This window comes from Neobacillus sp. S1227 (assembly GCF_055385255.1).
On sequence record NZ_AP038276.1, the window covers coordinates 4321003 to 4339185 of the forward strand.

Sequence of the window (18183 nt, forward strand, 5' to 3'; positions counted from 1 at the left end):
TTCTTATAATATAAAAGGTCCTTTACAGATGCAAAGGACCTTTTGTCAAATTATTTAAGTTTTGATAACCAATCTGCCATTGCAGCAGCTTTATCCTCGGGAACAAGACCGGATGGCATGGAGCCTTTACCGTGAGTCACGATGTTTTTAAGTTCTTCTTTAGAAAGCTTGTCGCCAACACCTTTTAACGGAGGACCTACAACGCCCTGGTATTGATCGCCGTGACAGCCAATACACGTTGTTTTATAAATGTCTTCTGGCTTGGATGCAGCCACTTCTGTTTTCTCACTGCCTTTGCCTTCACCTTTCTCAGCAGCAAGCTCCTTACTATCCCCTAGTCCTTTAAAAGACAAAGTGAACATAAGGACAATCCCAAAAACCATGATGAGAATGTAAGGAATTACCGGATTCTTTTTCATAATTTTACCTCCCTATGTATAAACATCTGTAAATAAATAAAACCGCCTACAAACAACTACTATTTTACTTGAAAATGAACAGAAGGAAAAGCCCTAAAGTTATTTTATCACTATAATCTTTTAAAAAAAGAACAAAGAGGCTAAAATAATGATTTTATTTCAGCCTCTTTGTTATATTTCCCAATATATTTTTTAACAACCAATTAATCTTGAAATCACCATCCGCTGAACTTCGGAGGTTCCTTCGCCTATTTCCAGGAGCTTGGCGTCACGCATCATTCTCTCCACATGATATTCTCTCATATAACCATAGCCGCCGTGAATTTGGACTGCTTGACTGGTAACCTCCATACATATTTCGGATGCATATAATTTACACATTGCTGCTTCCTTTGAAAACATTCTTCCTTGGTCCTTTAACCAAGCCGCCTTATAGACCATATTGCGGGCCAGCTCAATTTTCATCGCCATGTCTGCCAGCTTAAATTGAATAGCTTGGAAGGATGAAATTGATTTCCCAAACTGTTTTCTTTCCTTAGCATAAGCTAGCGCTTTCTCGTAAGCACCCTGAGCAATCCCAACAGCCATGGCGCCGATTCCAATTCTGCCGCCATCAAGGGTAATTAAAAATTGTTTAAAACCCTCGCCGCGTTTTCCTAGCAGGTTTTCCACAGGTACTTTGACATCCTCTAAGACAAGTTCAGTTGTATTGGAGGAATTTAAGCCCATTTTTTCGTAATTATCAATAACAGTAAATCCAACTGTATTCGTTGGAACAATGATAGCACTGATTTCTTTTTTGCTGTTTGTTTCATTCGTTACGGCAGTAAGTGCCAAATGCTTGGCATAACTAGCATTGGTGATGAAACATTTATTACCGTTGATGACAAACTGGCCTTCCGTTTCCTTTGCAGTAGTTTTGGTTCCCCCGGCATCGGATCCGGCATTTGGCTCTGTCAATCCAAAGGCACCTAACGATTCGCCTGTGCAAATGGGTCTTAAATAGGTTTGCTTTTGCTCTTCAGTACCAAATAAGTTTAAAGGAGCGCCCCCTAAGGAAATATGCGCTGAATAGGTGATGCCAGTTGATCCGCAAACCCTGCTTAACTCTTCCACCACAATCGCAAAACTAACAGTGTCTGCCCCTCCCCCGCCGTATTCCTCCGGAAAGGGCAGTCCCATCAATCCCATTTCTGCCATTTTTTTAAATACATCTTTCGGAAACTGTTTTGTTCTGTCACGTTCTATTGCATCTGGTGCAACCTCTTCTTCTGCAAACTGGCGAATTGTCTTTTTAATCATTTGTTGTTCAGATGTTAAGTCAAAGTTCAAGTCTATCTCCCCCTAATCATCTATGTATACGCTTACAAATATATTATATTCTTTTCTCCTAACAATTCTCAACTTTTAAAAGTTTAAGAAAATATAATATTATCTGAATATTGGATGATCCCTCCTTCAGATAGGCTAATTAGCACTATAAACCTTATCTGAATAGGTAATATTGACTTTATAACACCTTTTTTACGATAATAATTAAGTTGTCATTTGGGAGAAAACACCAATTGGCCTATTTGCAAAATGAGAGACAATTCAGTAAAATAGAGAAAAAAGAGAAAGTGCTTTCAAAAAAATAAAAAAAATAGTTTACTTCATATAAGAAGTAAACTATCTCTTGAGCCTTATTCCAAGAAATCTTTAAGGCGTTTGCTGCGGCTTGGGTGACGAAGTTTCCGCAATGCTTTTGCTTCAATCTGCCGGATACGCTCGCGGGTGACACCAAAAACCTTGCCGACCTCTTCGAGGGTGCGAGTACGGCCATCATCCAGCCCAAAACGAAGGCGCAGTACATTTTCTTCCCGGTCCGTCAGGGTATCGAGAACATCTTCAAGCTGCTCCTTTAACAACTCATAAGCAGCATGCTCTGAAGGGGATGTAGCATCCTGATCCTCGATGAAATCTCCAAGATGTGAGTCATCTTCTTCACCAATTGGGGTTTCAAGTGAGACAGGTTCTTGGGCAATTTTTAAAATTTCTCTTACCTTATCAGGTGTCAGGTCCATATCTTCGGCAATTTCTTCCGGAGTTGGTTCGCGGCCTAAATCTTGAAGCAACTGACGCTGGACACGAATGAGTTTGTTAATCGTCTCTACCATATGCACTGGGATCCGGATTGTTCTCGCCTGGTCGGCGATGGCACGGGTAATCGCTTGACGAATCCACCATGTAGCATATGTACTAAATTTAAAGCCTTTACGATAATCGAATTTTTCAACCGCTTTGATAAGACCCATATTTCCTTCTTGGATAAGATCAAGGAACAGCATGCCACGGCCAACATAGCGTTTTGCAATACTGACAACAAGGCGGAGGTTTGCTTCAGCTAGGCGCCGCTTTGCTTCTTCATCACCATCTTCAATGCGGTGTGCTAAATTAATTTCTTCTTCTGCGGAAAGCAAATCAACCCGGCCAATTTCCTTTAAGTACATACGAACAGGGTCATTGATTTTTACACCTGGTGGTACGCTAAGATCATTTAAATCAAATTCATCGTCATCATCATCTTTTGATAGTGCCTTAATGCTTGGATCATCCTCGTCTTCATCATCACTATCACCAACTAATTCAATTCCCTGATCGCCAAGGAATTCATAAAACTCATCCATCTGATCGGATTCCAAGTCGAAGTTTGCCATTTTCTCAGCAATATCATCATAGGCAAGGACACCAACTTTTTTACCCAATGCGGTTAACTGGTCTTTCACTTGCTCAAGGGTCAATTCATTCTCGACCTCGCTTGCACGTGCTGATTTTTCAGCAGCCATACGGGGGTCCCCTCCTTCAAATAATCAAACACACTAAATTAATCTATAGTGATTTACGCAATTGATTAATTTCATTTCCAATCGCAGCAGCCAGCCTAAAATCACTGTGTCGCTCCGCTTCTTTTAACTCAGCTTCTTTTTCCTTTATTTTTAACAATTTTTTATGTTTCAACACCTGTTTGATATAATCAGTTAATTCCTGATGACTTAATTCATCATTAATTGACATCATTTCGATGTTGGCGACTATTCTTCTTAGATTTTCATCCTGAATATATGATAAAAATGCACTAGAATCAGGGTTAATATGTTCTTCATAAAATGCCAAAAGATAAGTTATGATTGCCTGATGTTCATCTTCGTTAAACGTATCTCCCTGCAATAACTCCTGCACCTTATAGGCGTTATCCCTGCTTTTTAGCATATGTGCTATGAGACATCTTTCTGCCCTATAATACGCAGGTTTTAATTCACTTACTTTTTTTTGCACCAGAATCGGCTTAGATTTTGGTTCGTTCTTACTAATTTCCTTTTTCTTCTCCGCAAAATAAATCTGCTGTTCCTGCTGTTTTAAGGAATCTAATGAAAGGGAAAACTCTGCAGCAATTTGCCGCAAATAATGATCCTTTTCAACTGCTTTTGTTAATTTGCTGATTTCTTTTACTATTTGTTCGATATAAGCAAGCCTATCTCCTTCATTCTGAAGATTTTTTCCTCTTCTAAAATAAAGAATTTTAAAAGCCATCCAAGTTAAACTTGCGCCAATTACCTCACTGCGAAACTTCTCCGGACTGTTCTTTTTTATATATTCGTCCGGATCCATACCATCAGGCATTAAAGCTACTTTTATTTGAAAGCCTGAATCGTTCAAATGGTTGCCTGCTCGAAACGCTGCTTCAATTCCTGCTTTATCTGAATCATAGCAAATAGTGATGGTTTGCGCGCTAGTGCGCAAAAGGGCGATATGATCATCAGTCAACGATGTCCCCATTGTCGCAATGCCATTTTCAATTCCAGAACGGTCAGCGGCAATCACATCTGCAAACCCTTCAAATAAAACTGCCTGCTGGTTTTTTTTTATGCTGGGCTTAGCCAAGTTGTAATTGTATAAAATTTTGCTTTTATTAAAGATTGCTGTTTCAGGACTATTTAAATATTTGGGCTCATCGGCCCCTAGTGTCCTCCCTGAAAAAGCAATCGTATTTCCGTTTCTGTTGAATATCGGAAACATAATTCGATCCCTAAATCGATCAAAGAATGTTCCATCCTTTTCACGTTTAATGATGAGTCCGGCTTTTTCCATCCATTCGGGTGAAAAATCCCGTTTCGTTAGGAACTTATAAACAAAATCCCACGAATTCAAGGAATAACCAATTTGAAACTTTTCAATCGACTCAAGTGTAAATCCTCTTCCAAGCAGATACTCCAATGCATGCTGTCCTTCTTTTGTATTTACCAACAAGTGATGATAAAATTTACGTAGCAGCTCGTGAGCATCAAGCATGGCCTGAAGTTCATCAGAAATTTTTTTCTGGGAATGAGAAGAGGATAAATTTATTTCAAGATTTACATTTCCTCTAGCAGCCAGTTTCATTGCCGCTTCCTGAAATGAAATTCCCTCTAGTTCCATTAAAAAAGAAAAAACATTTCCGCCTGCTCCGCAGCCAAAGCAATGGAAGATTTGTTTGTCAGGCGATACTGAAAATGACGGGGTGCTCTCTCCATGGAAAGGACATAATCCGAAGTAATTTCGCCCTTGCTTTTTCAACCCGACATAATCACTGATTACCTCGACAATATCAACAGCCTGACGAATTTGCTCTATTTTTTCTTCGGCAATACGGTCTGCCATGAAAACAACTCCATTGGTATACAGGTATTCAACACCTTCATTTTAAATTCCTGCAAAATTCGACAAAATTTTTGTTAATTCCGCCGTATTTTTTGTATATCCGCATATCTCGCATGATTCAAGATATACCCATCTGCAGTTTCCTTTCTGAAATTAACAAACTTCCACATCCGTAGGAACTGCTCCTTGCTGTAGTAGTCATAAGAGGTGATAAAAATACGTCAATGGCGAATTTCTTTGCAATTTCGACAATCCCCGCCTTGACCGGGCAGGAATCAGCATCGACATAAAATTGTCGGGTGGTATTTCGCCATTTTATTAATTCTACATCACTCCGAATATTCCTTCTTTCCAGATTAATTTTATTGGGAAAACTCGCCGATTTACGAGCAGGCAAGCGGGCTATAGAGAAGTTCCCCCGATAAAATCAGAATTTCATAAAAAAAATTCCTTATAGCAAAAAAAAGGATTTATGTCGAATTTTTTTTTGTAGGTCCCCTTGACATCTCACAGTAAATAGTTTATTCGTTCAAATGCAAGTCTAAACCTAAAAATATATATTTTTATCACAATTTTTTATTATAGTATATTCATTATCATTTTGCCATAATTTTTTATTTATTATTTTTTTACCTAATGAGCAAAAAACACATAATCATAAGATTATGTGCTATAGCCTGCCTTTTTGAATATAATTTAAAATAACATTAGCCGTTTCTTCAACCGCTTTATTGGTTACATCAACAACAGGACAATTTATTTTCGTTACAACCTTTTCAAAAAAATTCAACTCCTCTTTTATCCTGTCGATGTTTGCATAGCTAGCCTGATCATTTAATCCTAAAGAAAGTAGTCTCTCTCTTCTTATGTTATTTAACTTTTCCGGACTGATTTTTAAGCCAAAGCATTTCTCCTTGGGGACTTTATAAAGTTCTTCCGGCGGATCAACTTCTGGAACAAGCGGGACATTGGCCACTTTTAGACGTTTGTGGGCTAAATACTGAGATAAAGGAGTTTTCGAGGTCCGAGATACACCTATTAGGACAATATCTGCCTTTAAAATCCCTCTTGGATCACGGCCATCATCATACTTTACAGCAAATTCAATTGCCTCCACCTTTTTAAAATAATCCTCATCTAATTTGCGGACAAGCCCCGGTTCACACAAAGGTTCTTTGCCGCTGAAACTTTGAATTTGATCGATAATCGGACCAATTAAATCGACAGCAGATATACCCTCTATTTCTGTTCTTTCCTTCATATATATACGCATTTCTGGTTTGACAAGGGTATATGCCACCATTGCATGATCCAAAGAGACTAGTGATAAAACTTCATCAATATTTTCCTTATCTTCTACATAGGGGAATCTCTTTAATGTCATTCCGGAACCGTTAAACTGACTGATTGCCGCTTTTGTTACTAATTCGGCCGTTTCACCTACTGAATCTGATACCACATAAATCACTGGCGAGACCATTCTCCCAAATCAACTCCTTAACAAACTTTTATTCATCATCACCCAACGCGACGAAGGCTTTTGTAATGTTAGTCTTCGTCACCCTGCCGATTACTTCATAGCCTTTTTCCGTTTTTCTGACTATCGGAAGTGCATCGATTTGTTTTTCAATCAACTTTTTCGCTACCTCAATAAGCAGATCATCCCGCTCGCACATTGTTATATTGGGCATTCTTGTCATGATGATATTGACCGGAATGGTCGTTAACTCTTGTTTCCCAATACTTGCCCGAAGCAAATCCTTTCTGGATAGAACACCAACTAAAACAGTATTTTGGTCGACCACAAATAAAGTTCCTACATCCTCAAGGAACATTGTGCAAATAGCATCATAAACCGAAACGTTTTCACTTACGACAACCGGGATGGATTGGTAGTCCCTCACATATACTCGTTGGAGGTTTTCCGTTAATAATTGCGCACCTGATTTTCCTGTATAGAAATATCCGACCCGGGGCCTTGCATCTAAAAAACCAGCCATTGTCAAAATGGCAAGATCAGGTCTTAAGGTAGCTCTAGTTAAGTTCAATTGGTCAGCAATATGCTCCCCTGTGATCGGCCCATTTTCCTTTACTATATCTAAAATCTGCTCTTGGCGTTTTGTCAGTTCGATTGTCCTCACCACCCTTATTATTCCTGAAAGTATCCAGAACCTCTTATTTAGCAATATTATATACTAAATGCTATCTAATTGAAATGAATAGGCTAATGAACTATAAATGCAAACTCGCCGATTGGCGAGCCCGATAGAAGTTCATGAGAGGTAGTTGAATTTATGCGTTGGGAAATTATAAATTTGTGAAAATTTATAAATTTCCTATTAGCCAAATAGGAAAAGGTGCGGGTTTCCGCACCTTTTTCTTAGAACGATACCTTTTCTTGTAAGAATGCAGCAAGCTCCGCGATTGGAACCCTGGTTTGTTCCATTGTGTCGCGGTCTCTGACGGTAACCATTTGATCATCCTGGGAATCAAAATCATATGTGATACAGAATGGAGTACCGATTTCGTCATGGCGGCGGTATCGTTTACCGATAGAGCCTGCTTCATCATAATCTACGTTAAAATGTTTTGCTAATCGTTCAAATACTTCTCGTGCTCCGTCGGATAGCTTCTTCGAAAGCGGAAGAATTGCTGCCTTAAACGGCGCGAGGGCAGGATGGAAACGCATAACCGTTCTGGATGTTCCATCTTCTAACTGCTCTTCATCATATGCATCGATTAAGAAAGCCAACGTTACGCGGTCTGCACCAAGGGAAGGCTCAATGCAGTATGGAATATATCGTTCATTTGTTTCCGAATCAATATAATTGAAATCCTCACCGGAATATTGCATATGCTGCTTCAAATCATAATCCGTTCTAGAAGCAACACCCCAAAGCTCACCCCATCCAAACGGGAATTTATATTCAAAATCAGTTGTAGCATTGCTGTAATGGGACAGTTCGTCTTCGGAATGATCACGAAGCCTTAAGTTTTCTTTGTTAAGGCCTAATGACAAGAGCCATGTTTCCGCAAATTGCTTCCAATAATCAAACCATTTTAGTTCCTCTCCGGGTTTGCAGAAGAATTCCAGCTCCATTTGCTCAAATTCCCTTGTACGGAATGTAAAGTTACCCGGTGTAATTTCATTGCGGAAGCTTTTACCAATTTGAGCAATACCGAATGGCAGTTTCTTACGCATTGTGCGCTGTACATTTTTAAAGTTTACGAAAATACCCTGTGCTGTTTCTGGACGAAGAAAAATTTCATTCGTACTAGTTTCCGTAACACCCTGGAATGTTTTAAACATAAGATTAAATTGGCGGATGCCGGTAAAATCGTGGCTGCCACAATCTGGACAGGCAATATTATGCTCTTTAATCAGCTCTTCCATTTTGTCAAATGGAAGACCGTCTACCACCATCTCAATGCCTTTTTCTTCAAGCGCATTTTCAATCAATTTATCAGCACGGTGACGGGCTTTACAATTTTTACAGTCAATCATTGGATCGTTAAAGTTGCCGATATGCCCTGAAGCTTCCCATGTTCTTGGGTTCATGAGGATTGCTGCATCTAAGCCAACATTATATGGTGACTCCTGAACAAACTTTTTCCACCAGGCAGCTTTTATATTATTTTTAAATTCAACACCTAACGGACCGTAATCCCAGGTGTTAGCAAGTCCGCCGTAAATTTCAGACCCTGGAAAAATAAAACCTCTGTGCTTAGCGTGTGAGACAATCTGTTCCATTGTTACACTCATCGTAATAACTCCTTTTTCATATTCTTAATAAATAATAAAAAACTCTCGTCCCTATGCCTATAATAAGCATAGGGACGAGAGTTACCCGCGGTTCCACCCTATTTGCTGCCAAAATAGCAGCCACCTTAATACAACTTTGCTCAAGAACGCCTTCCTTAATGCTCTATACCCTAGCTTTCACTGTCCTAGGTTCGCTTTTATAGAGGGAACTAAGTACTACTTTCCGTCAACGCAAATATTAATTTTAAAGTTAATATTAACCAAAACTATCAACAATGTCAACATCCATTTATAAAAGATTGCGAAACTGCCCCATCGAGTCAAGAAATTTCTTTGTCTTCAAATGAAGCCCGGAATATTCCTCATAATAAACCGAAATAACTTTCTTCAGTTCTGCCTTTGTTTCATCTTTAACAGAGATATTCCCTAATCTTGACAAATCGAAATAATAAAACAACCTTAATAATTTTACCGCTGCTTGTGATAGTTTTATATGATACGGATCCTTGTCTACACATCGGTGACAGATAAATCCACCTTCCCGGATAGAAAAAGAAAAATGCCCGTCTGTGCTTCCACAAACGGAACATTGATTCAAGATAGGATATAACCCTAATACATTTAACATTTTCATCTCATAGATATTCACAAGAATATCCGGATCATAGCCTTCATTCATATAGTAAAGGGTCTGATAAAGCAATTCAAAATGAAAAGGATTAGGCTTTTTCTCCTCAGTACATTTATCCGTTAGTTCTGTAATATAACTTGCATATGCGGTTAGAAAAATATCTTCCCCAATCGATCGCATTGAGGAAATGACTTCACCCTGCTGCAGGCCACCTAGGCCTGTTCCTTTTTGAACGAGAAAGTAACCGTGAGTGAATAACTGGGTAATAGCAGAAAGACGGCTGTTAGGCTTTTTAGCTCCACGGGCCATAAAGCCAACCTTTCCCCATTCCCTTGTATATAGAGTAATGATTTTGTTCGTTTCACCATAATCTGTTGTTCTAATGACGATGCCTTCACATTTCTGAAGCATGAATGTCACCTTCTCCAAGGCGCGTCGACTTGCTTATGAAACTGGAAAATCGATTTGTGCTAGCTCTTCATTCAGATTACCGGGTATTTCTTGGTTTTCCTTCTCAAGCTCTTTAAAGAGAAGGTATGTGTCAATATTACCTGTTTGGCTAAATATTTTCCACGTAAAATCCAACATGAAAACCCCACCTTTCAATATTTAGACTAGCGTTTTACAGTTCAAACCTTACAATTATCATAGCCTGCCTACGCATTAATCATAAGACGTAAATTTTGTTAATACTGATTATGCATATTCTTGAACGAGTGTTAATACTTTAGTTAAAGTGATTCACTAATATTCATTTTCATTAAAGCCATATTCACGAAGCTGGGACATTCTATTGCGCCAATCCTTTTGAACCTTTACCCACAGTTCCAAAAAGACTTTGGAACCTAGAAGGTTTTCGATATCAACGCGGGCACGCTTGCCTATTTCCTTCAGCATGCTCCCCTGCTTGCCAATGATAATCCCTTTTTGTGAATCACGTTCGACAATAATGGTTGCCATGACATGAATAATGTCTTTATTCCCCTGCCGTTCCATCTTATCAAGGACAACGGCCAAAGAATGAGGGATTTCCTCCCTTGTTAAATGAAGAGCTTTTTCCCTGATTAACTCTGTAATGATAAAGCGTTCCGGATGATCGGTTACCTGATCAGGAGGATAGTATTGCGGACCTTCGGGAAGAATCGCTTTAATTTGCTCAAGCAGTCTTTCAACATTATTTCCTTCTAGTGCAGAAATTGGCACAATTTCTTGAAAAGCATACTTTTCTTTATATTTTTCAATAATCTGCAACAATTCATCAGGGTGAACTTGATCAATTTTATTAATGACAAGAAAGACTGGTGTATTAATGGTTTGAAATTTTTCTAGAATAAATTCTTCACCACGCCCAAAGCCTTCTTCGGCATTGACCATAAATAAAACTAAGTCCACTTCTTTAAGAGTATTTTGGGCAACCTTCATCATGAAGTCGCCTAATTTATGTTTTGGTTTATGGATACCAGGGGTATCGATAAACACCATTTGGGCGTCTGAAAGGGTAAGAACTCCTTGGATTTTATTGCGCGTCGTTTGCGGCTTGTCGCTCATAATGGCAATTTTTTGGCCGATTACCCGATTCAAAAAAGTTGATTTCCCTACGTTTGGGCGGCCAATAATGGATATAAACCCTGATTTATAATCTGTTCTTGAACTCGTATTATTTACCATTTAGATCCTCCGGTGAAAAAGCACCCGGCAATAACTGTTCTACTGTGGTCTCTAGAACATCCCCTTTAAGGTTTGTTAAAACCACCTTCATTTCCCTCGGGCATAATTCTGAAATGACCTGCCTGCATGCCCCGCATGGCGAGCATGGCCGATCAGTGTCAGCAACAACGGCCATCATTTGATATTGCCGGTCGCCTTCTGAAAACGCTTTAAAAACAGCAGTCCTCTCTGCACAGTTACACATACTGTAGGCAGCATTCTCAATATTACAGCCATGATAGACTTTGCCATCTGTCGTTAAAAGCGCTGCTCCCACGCCAAACTTCGAATAAGGAACATAAGCTTTTTCTCTTGCTTTTTTAGCTTCTTCGATCAGTTGTTCGATGTTCACTAGTCTTCTTTCCTTTCCAGCAGGAGTCCTGCTGTTTCTTTATTTTACCTCAAATTTTCCAAAAAAACATTATTTGTTAAGAAAAAAATATAAAATTTAAAATAGTTGAAATATTCACAAAAATTGTTTTTTACTAGAAGAAGCTGTTTAGTCATTTTACCTAAATCAAACGGCCATTTCAAATCCTGTAATCAAAAGCTTACAAAAACAATTTCAAAACATAGGGCAAAAATATGACTATACCCATTACAAGTGTAATAATTGCAAAAATGAATACTGCTCCGGCAGCAATGTCCTTAGCTTGTTTGGCAAGAGGTTTAAACTCATTTGTTGCCAGGTCTACTACTCGTTCAATGGCCGTATTCAGCAATTCTAACGAAAACATGCCGCCGATCGAAACGAGAATGAACAGCCATTCTATTTTGGTAATAGTGAAGAACAAGCCAAAGGCAATCACAATAATCGCACTTATTGCATGAAACCGCATATTTCTTTCCTGCTTTAAGGCCGTTACAATTCCTTCTGTGGCATAGGCAAAAGTATGCCAAAATTTCCTGCGTTTAGGCTTATCTAGTGAGTCCATATTCATTTAAAATTTCCTTCTGCAGAGAGAACATTTCTTTTTCCTCTTCCTCTGTCATGTGGTCATACCCTAATAAGTGGAGAAATCCATGCACAGCTAAAAAGCCAAGTTCCCTTACAAAAGGATGGCCATATTCTTCTGCCTGCTCCACCGCCTTAGCAACGGAAATGATAATATCCCCCAATACTCTTGGCATCTCAGCACCCTCGATTTCTATTTCTCCCTCACCTAACTCTTCCATGGCAAAAGAAATAACATCAGTTGGTGCGTCCTTATCGCGGTATTCACGATTAATTTCTTGGATTCTTTGATTTGTCACAAAGGTAACCGAAACTTCACTATGTTCTTCAATGTTTAGCTTATTTGCTGCAAAATTTAGTAACCTTTCAACATCAAGCATCTGTTGGTCGGTTAGCTGCTCTGTTTCATCTAATGAATCAATAAGTAATGTCATGCTTGTTTCACCTTCTTTGTTAGCTCAGGATATTCAATTCTAGAATGAAAAATCCCCTTTAATGTTTCACACAATGTAAAAGTGACAGTTTCTATTTCCTTCATAGTCAGATCACATTCATTTAATTGCCCATCTTGAAGACGGTCAGCCACAATTTTTTTCACAAGAGATTCAATCAATTCCGGAGTAGGCTGTGATAAGGACCTAACTGCAGCTTCAACACTATCCGCAATTCCAACCACGGCCGATTCCTTGGACTGTGCCTTTGGACCGGGATAACGGAAATCCTCTTCCCTTACCTCAGGATTGATTTGAAGCTCTTTATGATAGAAAAATTTAAGTAAGGTGGTCCCATGATGCTGTTCCGCGATTTCAATTATTTCTTTTGGCATATGGCACTTCTTTAGCATATTCGAACCATCTGTTACATGGGCAATAATGATGCTCGCGCTTTTGTCCGGCGGCAGACGGTCATGCGGATTATCTTGGTGAATTTGATTTTCTATAAAAAAGTTTGGACGCCGTGTTTTGCCTATGTCATGATAATAGCTTCCTACCCTTGCGAGCAAACCATTTGCACCAATAGCTTCGCATGCAGACTCCGCTAAATTAGCAACCATCACGCTATGATGATATGTGCCGGGCGCCTCCATTAAGATTTTCCTTAAAAGAGGATGGTTTGGATTAGATAATTCGATCAGCCTAATGGTGGAAAGAATGCCGAAACTCGCTTCAAAAAACGGCAGTAAACCAATAGTCAACACCGCAGATGCAATACCTGATACAAGCGCTGTAATAAAATAATACCCATATTCCAAGCCGGAATATTGCCCGTTTGGCAAATACATTAAAGCCAAAATGGTCAACAGATTCACTACTGCAGAAAATATCCCAGCCTGCAGAATTTTTGACCGCTGGTTTTGATTACTTAAAAATAATATGCCTCCTAAAGCACTGAATAAAATAAAGATACCCTCTGAAAAGTTTAATGTACCCGATACTCCTTCATTAAATAATACACTGCCGCAAACTGCAAGGATGATAGAGGTCAAAATAGCCAGCTTTTCATCAATTAAAATTTTTATCAACATCCCTGCTAAGGCTGCAGGAAATAGATAGCCAATCGCAGAATAATTAAATACTTGCAGCATACTGAGTATTTTCAATAAAAAAATTGAGAGAATGAAGATCATCCCAAACAATAACAAAAAGCTTTGTCTCTTTTCGGGGAGCGATTTCATTTGGTAAAAGTAAAAATAAAGCGATGTAAGTATAATGCTTATCAAAACAACTAATCCAATGAACGGCTTAAAAGATTTTTCATTATGTAACAGTCCAACAAGTTTCAATTGGCGGTAAATATCCTGGTTGATAAGTTTCCCTTCTTCTACAATAATTTGGCCTTGTAGAATCTTAACGGGTTCAACGTTTTCTGCCGCCTGTCTCCTAAGCTCCTCTGTTGCAGATGGGTCATAAAATTCATTTTGGATTACTGCATACCTGCCAAGCTCAATTGCCGCCATCCGGATAGTCTCGCTCAATGCTGAATATTTTACCTCTTCTTCAACTCTTTTTTTAGCATTTTCGACTTCATCGGCAGATATTCTTTTCGTCATTACATTGTTTATAGCCGTGACCGTTATATCTTTTGCAATGGACAAGTCTTCATTATTAGCCTGAACTAATGCGGAAAAAACCTGATCAGATAAATCTTTCGATACTGTCGGGGTTAATTTTGACTTAAGCATCGTCACTTTTTCAGAAACACTCGGTTCAATGATTGGTGGAGGCTCCTCAGAAGCCTCTGCAGCCTGCTTTTTTTTATTATCCTTTACTTCATCATTTACTTCAGCCGCAGCGCTAAAAATGGAGGTAATTAGGTCAACGCGGTTTTGTGTATATTCGTTTTTTAATGTATAGACAGCCTGAACATGGTCGCGCGCCTCTTTTCTTTTCTTCTCAGTGCTTTGCTTATCCTCAACAGTCCCTGGAGACCGTATCGTTTTTCCTGCTACTGAAAACAATTCAATATCCAGCTTTTCCGGCTTTACGTTGTTAAACATAGCTGTGAAAAGAACAATTCCTAATACCAAGAAAAAAAGAATCCGAAAGAATGTATTATCCAGCAGTTTGCGAATTCGAATGAAATGCTCCTGCAGTTTCTCCAACTATATCCCTCCAACCACGTTCCCTGAATAATCTAGTCTTTACACTTATGTTATTTATTGATTTTAGATGAAAGCTTGCTTTATGTAAAATGATAACAGTTTTTCCGTCAAGTTTCATCCTCAAATAAAGAAAACTCGCCGATTGGCAAGCCCCTAAGGGCGAAGACATAGGCGCAGTTGCACTTATGCGTTATGAAAGTATAAAGCTTTCGACAAAGTTTATACTTTCTTATTAGCTAAATGAAAACTCGCTGATTGGCGAGTCCGATAGAGCGAAGACAGAAGGCGCAGTTGAATTTATTCGTTAGGAAAGTAGAAATTTATGAAGATTTATCCTTTGTTATTAGCAAAAAAAGGAATCACTATTAAATGCAGTGAGTCCCTTTCAAGTCCATGTTATTTTTCCTTTTTTTCGTACGCCAGTATGATTCTTCCGACAAGCGGATGGCGTACGACATCGACCGCTTCAAAATAAGCGAAGGAAATGCCCTTAATATTTTGTAGGAGTTCCTCTGCCTCAACCAGGCCTGATTTAGCCCCTTTTGGCAAGTCTATTTGAGTTTGGTCGCCTGTGATGACCATTTTTGAGCCGAATCCAAGTCTGGTCAAGAACATTTTCATTTGTGCATGTGTTGTATTTTGCGCTTCATCCAGAATAACGAAAGCGTCATCTAGCGTTCGTCCCCTCATATACGCAAGCGGAGCAATTTCGATTGTCCCCCGTTCGATAAGCCTTCCTGTATGTTCTGCCCCTAATATATCATGGAGCGCGTCATACAATGGCCGTAAATATGGGTCGACCTTTTCTTTTAAATCGCCGGGAAGAAAACCAAGACTTTCTCCAGCCTCAACAGCAGGGCGAGTTAAAATGATTTTATTAACCTGTCCATTTTTTAGGGCGTTAACGGCCATAACAACGGCTAAATACGTTTTTCCTGTACCAGCAGGGCCAATTCCAAACACTAAATCATGTTTCTTAATGGAGGTGATATATTGCCTTTGGCCAAGCGTTTTAACACGGATAGATTTTCCTTTAACGTTTTTGCCGATTTCTTCCTCGTATAGATTCACAAAGTAATCAAGGGTTCCCTTTTGAGCCATTTGCACGGCATATAAGACATCTCGCCCGCTAATAGCAATTCCCTTTCGGATGACAAACATTAATCGGTCGAGTATTTGCCCTGCAAGAGAAACCTGCTCTTCATCTCCTGAGAGGTTGAGTGATTCACCCCTGGTAATAATAGAAACATTAAGCTCCTGCTCAATGATTTTTAAATGTTGATCTGAAGTTCCGAGCAGCGCCATTGCTTCTGTAGGATTTTCAAGCTGTACCTTAATGGTTGTTAACTTTTTTGTCATTCATGAGTCTCCTTGGAAATCGGTTGTCCGACTGCAATGTTTTCAATTATTTTAAAATGAACGTCCAGTATAACTTTACCATTTTTATTGTCTTTGTGTAAAATTTTTTCATCTTTAATAATAGCATCCTCATCTAGAAGGCTTTTTATTTCTTTTTTAGCTAATTCAAGTGCGTTTTCTTCCGCTTCTTTTTCTGTGTAATTTCTCGTATATTCTTCCCTTTCCCGAATGGTTTTATGGACATAAGAGATGGGGAGCTCCCATTTTAAGAAATGAATTTTATGTTCAATCGTTTCGGTTTCAGATTCCTTGAAATCCGGTTTACCAAAGCCCCAGATGGGCAGCTCAAATTTGCCAAATAATAATGAATGCTTTTGTTCCTCGTTTCCGTTATAGACTTTAAAGCTGGATTCATATGGCAGCTCAACATGGCTCATATACCAAGTTTCGCCCCAGACCTCTCCTTTTGCCGCGACCATTTTGGAATTTTCCCCTTCCCCAATTACACCGGAAACGAGTAATTGCCCTTCTTCCACATGATCATTCTTATCCACCACAGGTTGTCCTTCTTCAATATATCTTTTAACAATAATCGCCTTCTTTTTGGCGACGAGATTTTGCGGAGATAGTTGTTCAGGCTTCTTCGGCTCGTTTTTTTCGACCACCTGGAGATGATAGGTTGTCCCTTTTAATTCCACACCAACCCACGTAAGATCACCAATGTTATTAGTTAACTGTCTTTGAATTCCCTCAACATTTTTCACCGAAAATTGCAGCTTGCCAATCTTAACGCCCATTTTGTCCAATTCCTTGCGAATTTGATACTCAGTTGCCGGCTTAGCCCCTTTAATTTCAATTCCCCAAATGACATTTGATAAAACAAAAATTATGATTAGGAAGACTCCCGCACCTATCAAAAAGCCGCTGTTTTTCAACATTCTTTTAAATAAAAAGGGCATACCGGTTCTTCGCAAAAAAGATACCCGGCATCCGCTGTTGCGGACAAAATACCTAATTTTCTTGGCATCCTCAAGCCTCATTTTAAACGTGATCGTTTCCGTTCCATGCCGCTTTACCTTCCAAATATAAAAACCGTTCCTTATCAGGACATTAATAAAGCGCTCCATCCCTTTACCTGTTACTTTTACTGTGACCATTCCAAATAAATATTCCATCCACAAATTCTTCATTTCGATCCTCCCAGATTAATCATTAATAAACTGAACCTGATCTATTTTTCCTTCGAGTAATATCTCTTCAGGTAAGATGGTTTTAATGACGAAAGATTTTCCTTTTATCAGCAACTGCCCCTGTTTTAATAGTAGACGGAGTTCTTTATCGGTAAAGGCGAGCAAGCCTCGGTGATTTTCTATATAAATATGGATTTGTCCGATCATCGTAATTCGGGGCAAATCCATTAAAACGTCTTGAGGAAGATCCATTTTATTAGCCATCCAGTTGCGAATTCGTTGGCCCCATTTTTTTGCCATAAAAAAAGAACCCCCTTTCATCTCATATTATGAAATGAATGGGGGTTATAGCACATTTTTTTCGTTTTGAAACCAGGGACAAAAATAAAGGCCATAGGAGTTAACCTATGGCCTTAGTGTCAGAATACTATGAAAGGTGTTGTTGTACAAATTTATTAACAAGTGACCCGTCTGCTTTGCCCTTTACTTTAGGCATTATAGCAGCCATCACTTTTCCCATTTCCGTTTTTGATTTTGCACCGACTTCAGCAATAGTTTCTTTTACTATCTCTGAAAGCTCCTCTTCTGAAAGCTGTTTCGGCATATACAGTTCGACTATAGCGATCTCTGTACGCAATTTTTCAACCAAGTCTTCACGACCGGCCTTATCAAACTCATGGAGGGAGTCTTTGCGTTGTTTTAATTCGCGAGAAAGGACCGTTAACTCATCTGCTTCGGACAGCTCACTTGCACCAAGCTTAATCGCCTCGTTTTGAATCGAAGCTTTAATCATCCGAATAACAGAAAGTTTGTCTTTTTCCTTGTTTTTCATCGCTTGTTTCATGTCATTATTTAAACGCTCGAGAAGACTCATTTATTA

The 18183-nt window shown here is 39.0% G+C and carries 18 protein-coding genes; all 18 read right to left on the reverse strand.

The genetic code is table 11. From position 1 onward, the window contains the following. Positions 1-50: 50 nt before the first annotated feature. Positions 51-419 carry a cytochrome c550 gene (gene cccA / locus ACZ5AE_RS21735; RefSeq protein ID WP_464566632.1) on the reverse strand — a complete coding sequence of 123 codons (369 nt, stop codon included), beginning with the start codon at positions 417-419 and terminating at the stop codon, positions 51-53. A 192-nt stretch (positions 420-611) separates the two neighbouring features. Continuing rightward, positions 612-1751, reverse strand: coding sequence for an acyl-CoA dehydrogenase (locus ACZ5AE_RS21740; RefSeq protein ID WP_464566633.1), 1140 nt, complete (start codon positions 1749-1751; stop codon positions 612-614). A gap of 350 nt (positions 1752-2101) precedes the next feature. Beyond that, positions 2102-3244 carry an RNA polymerase sigma factor RpoD gene (gene rpoD / locus ACZ5AE_RS21745; protein ID WP_464566634.1) on the reverse strand — a complete coding sequence of 381 codons (1143 nt, stop codon included), beginning with the start codon at positions 3242-3244 and terminating at the stop codon, positions 2102-2104. 43 nt (positions 3245-3287) lie between these two features. Continuing rightward, positions 3288-5096: a DNA primase gene (gene dnaG, locus ACZ5AE_RS21750; protein WP_464566635.1), complete on the reverse strand. Its 1809-nt coding sequence runs from the start codon at positions 5094-5096 to the stop codon at positions 3288-3290. Between the two features lie 670 nt (positions 5097-5766). Continuing rightward, the gene (locus ACZ5AE_RS21755; protein WP_464566636.1) at positions 5767-6576 is read right to left on the reverse strand and encodes a pyruvate, water dikinase regulatory protein; all 810 of its coding nucleotides are present in this window, start codon (positions 6574-6576) and stop codon (positions 5767-5769) included. A gap of 28 nt (positions 6577-6604) precedes the next feature. Further along, entirely contained in the window at positions 6605-7240 is a 636-nt protein-coding gene (locus tag ACZ5AE_RS21760) for a helix-turn-helix transcriptional regulator (RefSeq protein WP_464566637.1), read from the reverse strand. Between the two features lie 236 nt (positions 7241-7476). Beyond that, positions 7477-8859 (reverse strand): glycine--tRNA ligase, encoded by a 1383-nt coding sequence (locus ACZ5AE_RS21765; protein ID WP_464566638.1) that lies wholly within the window; start codon positions 8857-8859, stop codon positions 7477-7479. A 289-nt stretch (positions 8860-9148) separates the two neighbouring features. Next, positions 9149-9901: a DNA repair protein RecO gene (recO, locus tag ACZ5AE_RS21770; protein WP_464566639.1), complete on the reverse strand. Its 753-nt coding sequence runs from the start codon at positions 9899-9901 to the stop codon at positions 9149-9151. A 33-nt stretch (positions 9902-9934) separates the two neighbouring features. Further along, positions 9935-10078, reverse strand: a complete 144-nt coding sequence (locus ACZ5AE_RS21775) for a YqzL family protein (protein WP_213120142.1) — start codon at positions 10076-10078, stop codon at positions 9935-9937. Positions 10079-10234: 156 nt separating this feature from the next. Beyond that, positions 10235-11158: a GTPase Era gene (gene era / locus ACZ5AE_RS21780; RefSeq protein ID WP_464566640.1), complete on the reverse strand. Its 924-nt coding sequence runs from the start codon at positions 11156-11158 to the stop codon at positions 10235-10237. Beyond that, complete coding sequence (locus ACZ5AE_RS21785; protein WP_464566641.1) at positions 11148-11549, reverse strand: cytidine deaminase; 402 nt, start codon at positions 11547-11549, stop codon at positions 11148-11150. Before ACZ5AE_RS21785 ends, era begins: the two co-directional genes overlap by 11 nt. A 199-nt stretch (positions 11550-11748) precedes the next feature. Then, positions 11749-12138 carry a diacylglycerol kinase family protein gene (locus ACZ5AE_RS21790; RefSeq protein ID WP_464566642.1) on the reverse strand — a complete coding sequence of 130 codons (390 nt, stop codon included), beginning with the start codon at positions 12136-12138 and terminating at the stop codon, positions 11749-11751. After that, a complete protein-coding gene (ybeY, locus tag ACZ5AE_RS21795) occupies positions 12116-12586 on the reverse strand; it encodes an rRNA maturation RNase YbeY (RefSeq protein WP_464566643.1) in 471 nt (156 codons plus the stop codon). The genes ACZ5AE_RS21790 and ybeY overlap by 23 nt, the downstream gene beginning before the upstream one ends. Continuing rightward, positions 12583-14754, reverse strand: coding sequence for an HD family phosphohydrolase (locus ACZ5AE_RS21800; RefSeq protein ID WP_464566644.1), 2172 nt, complete (start codon positions 14752-14754; stop codon positions 12583-12585). Before ACZ5AE_RS21800 ends, ybeY begins: the two co-directional genes overlap by 4 nt. Positions 14755-15150: 396 nt before the next feature. Continuing rightward, positions 15151-16113, reverse strand: a complete 963-nt coding sequence (locus ACZ5AE_RS21805; protein ID WP_464566645.1) for a PhoH family protein — start codon at positions 16111-16113, stop codon at positions 15151-15153. After that, positions 16110-17303 carry a sporulation protein YqfD gene (gene yqfD, locus ACZ5AE_RS21810; RefSeq protein WP_464566646.1) on the reverse strand — a complete coding sequence of 398 codons (1194 nt, stop codon included), beginning with the start codon at positions 17301-17303 and terminating at the stop codon, positions 16110-16112. Before yqfD ends, ACZ5AE_RS21805 begins: the two co-directional genes overlap by 4 nt. Positions 17304-17318: 15 nt before the next feature. Further along, positions 17319-17603 (reverse strand): sporulation protein YqfC, encoded by a 285-nt coding sequence (gene yqfC, locus ACZ5AE_RS21815; RefSeq protein ID WP_464566647.1) that lies wholly within the window; start codon positions 17601-17603, stop codon positions 17319-17321. A gap of 127 nt (positions 17604-17730) precedes the next feature. Beyond that, positions 17731-18177, reverse strand: coding sequence for a GatB/YqeY domain-containing protein (locus ACZ5AE_RS21820; RefSeq protein ID WP_464566648.1), 447 nt, complete (start codon positions 18175-18177; stop codon positions 17731-17733). Positions 18178-18183 lie beyond the last annotated feature (6 nt).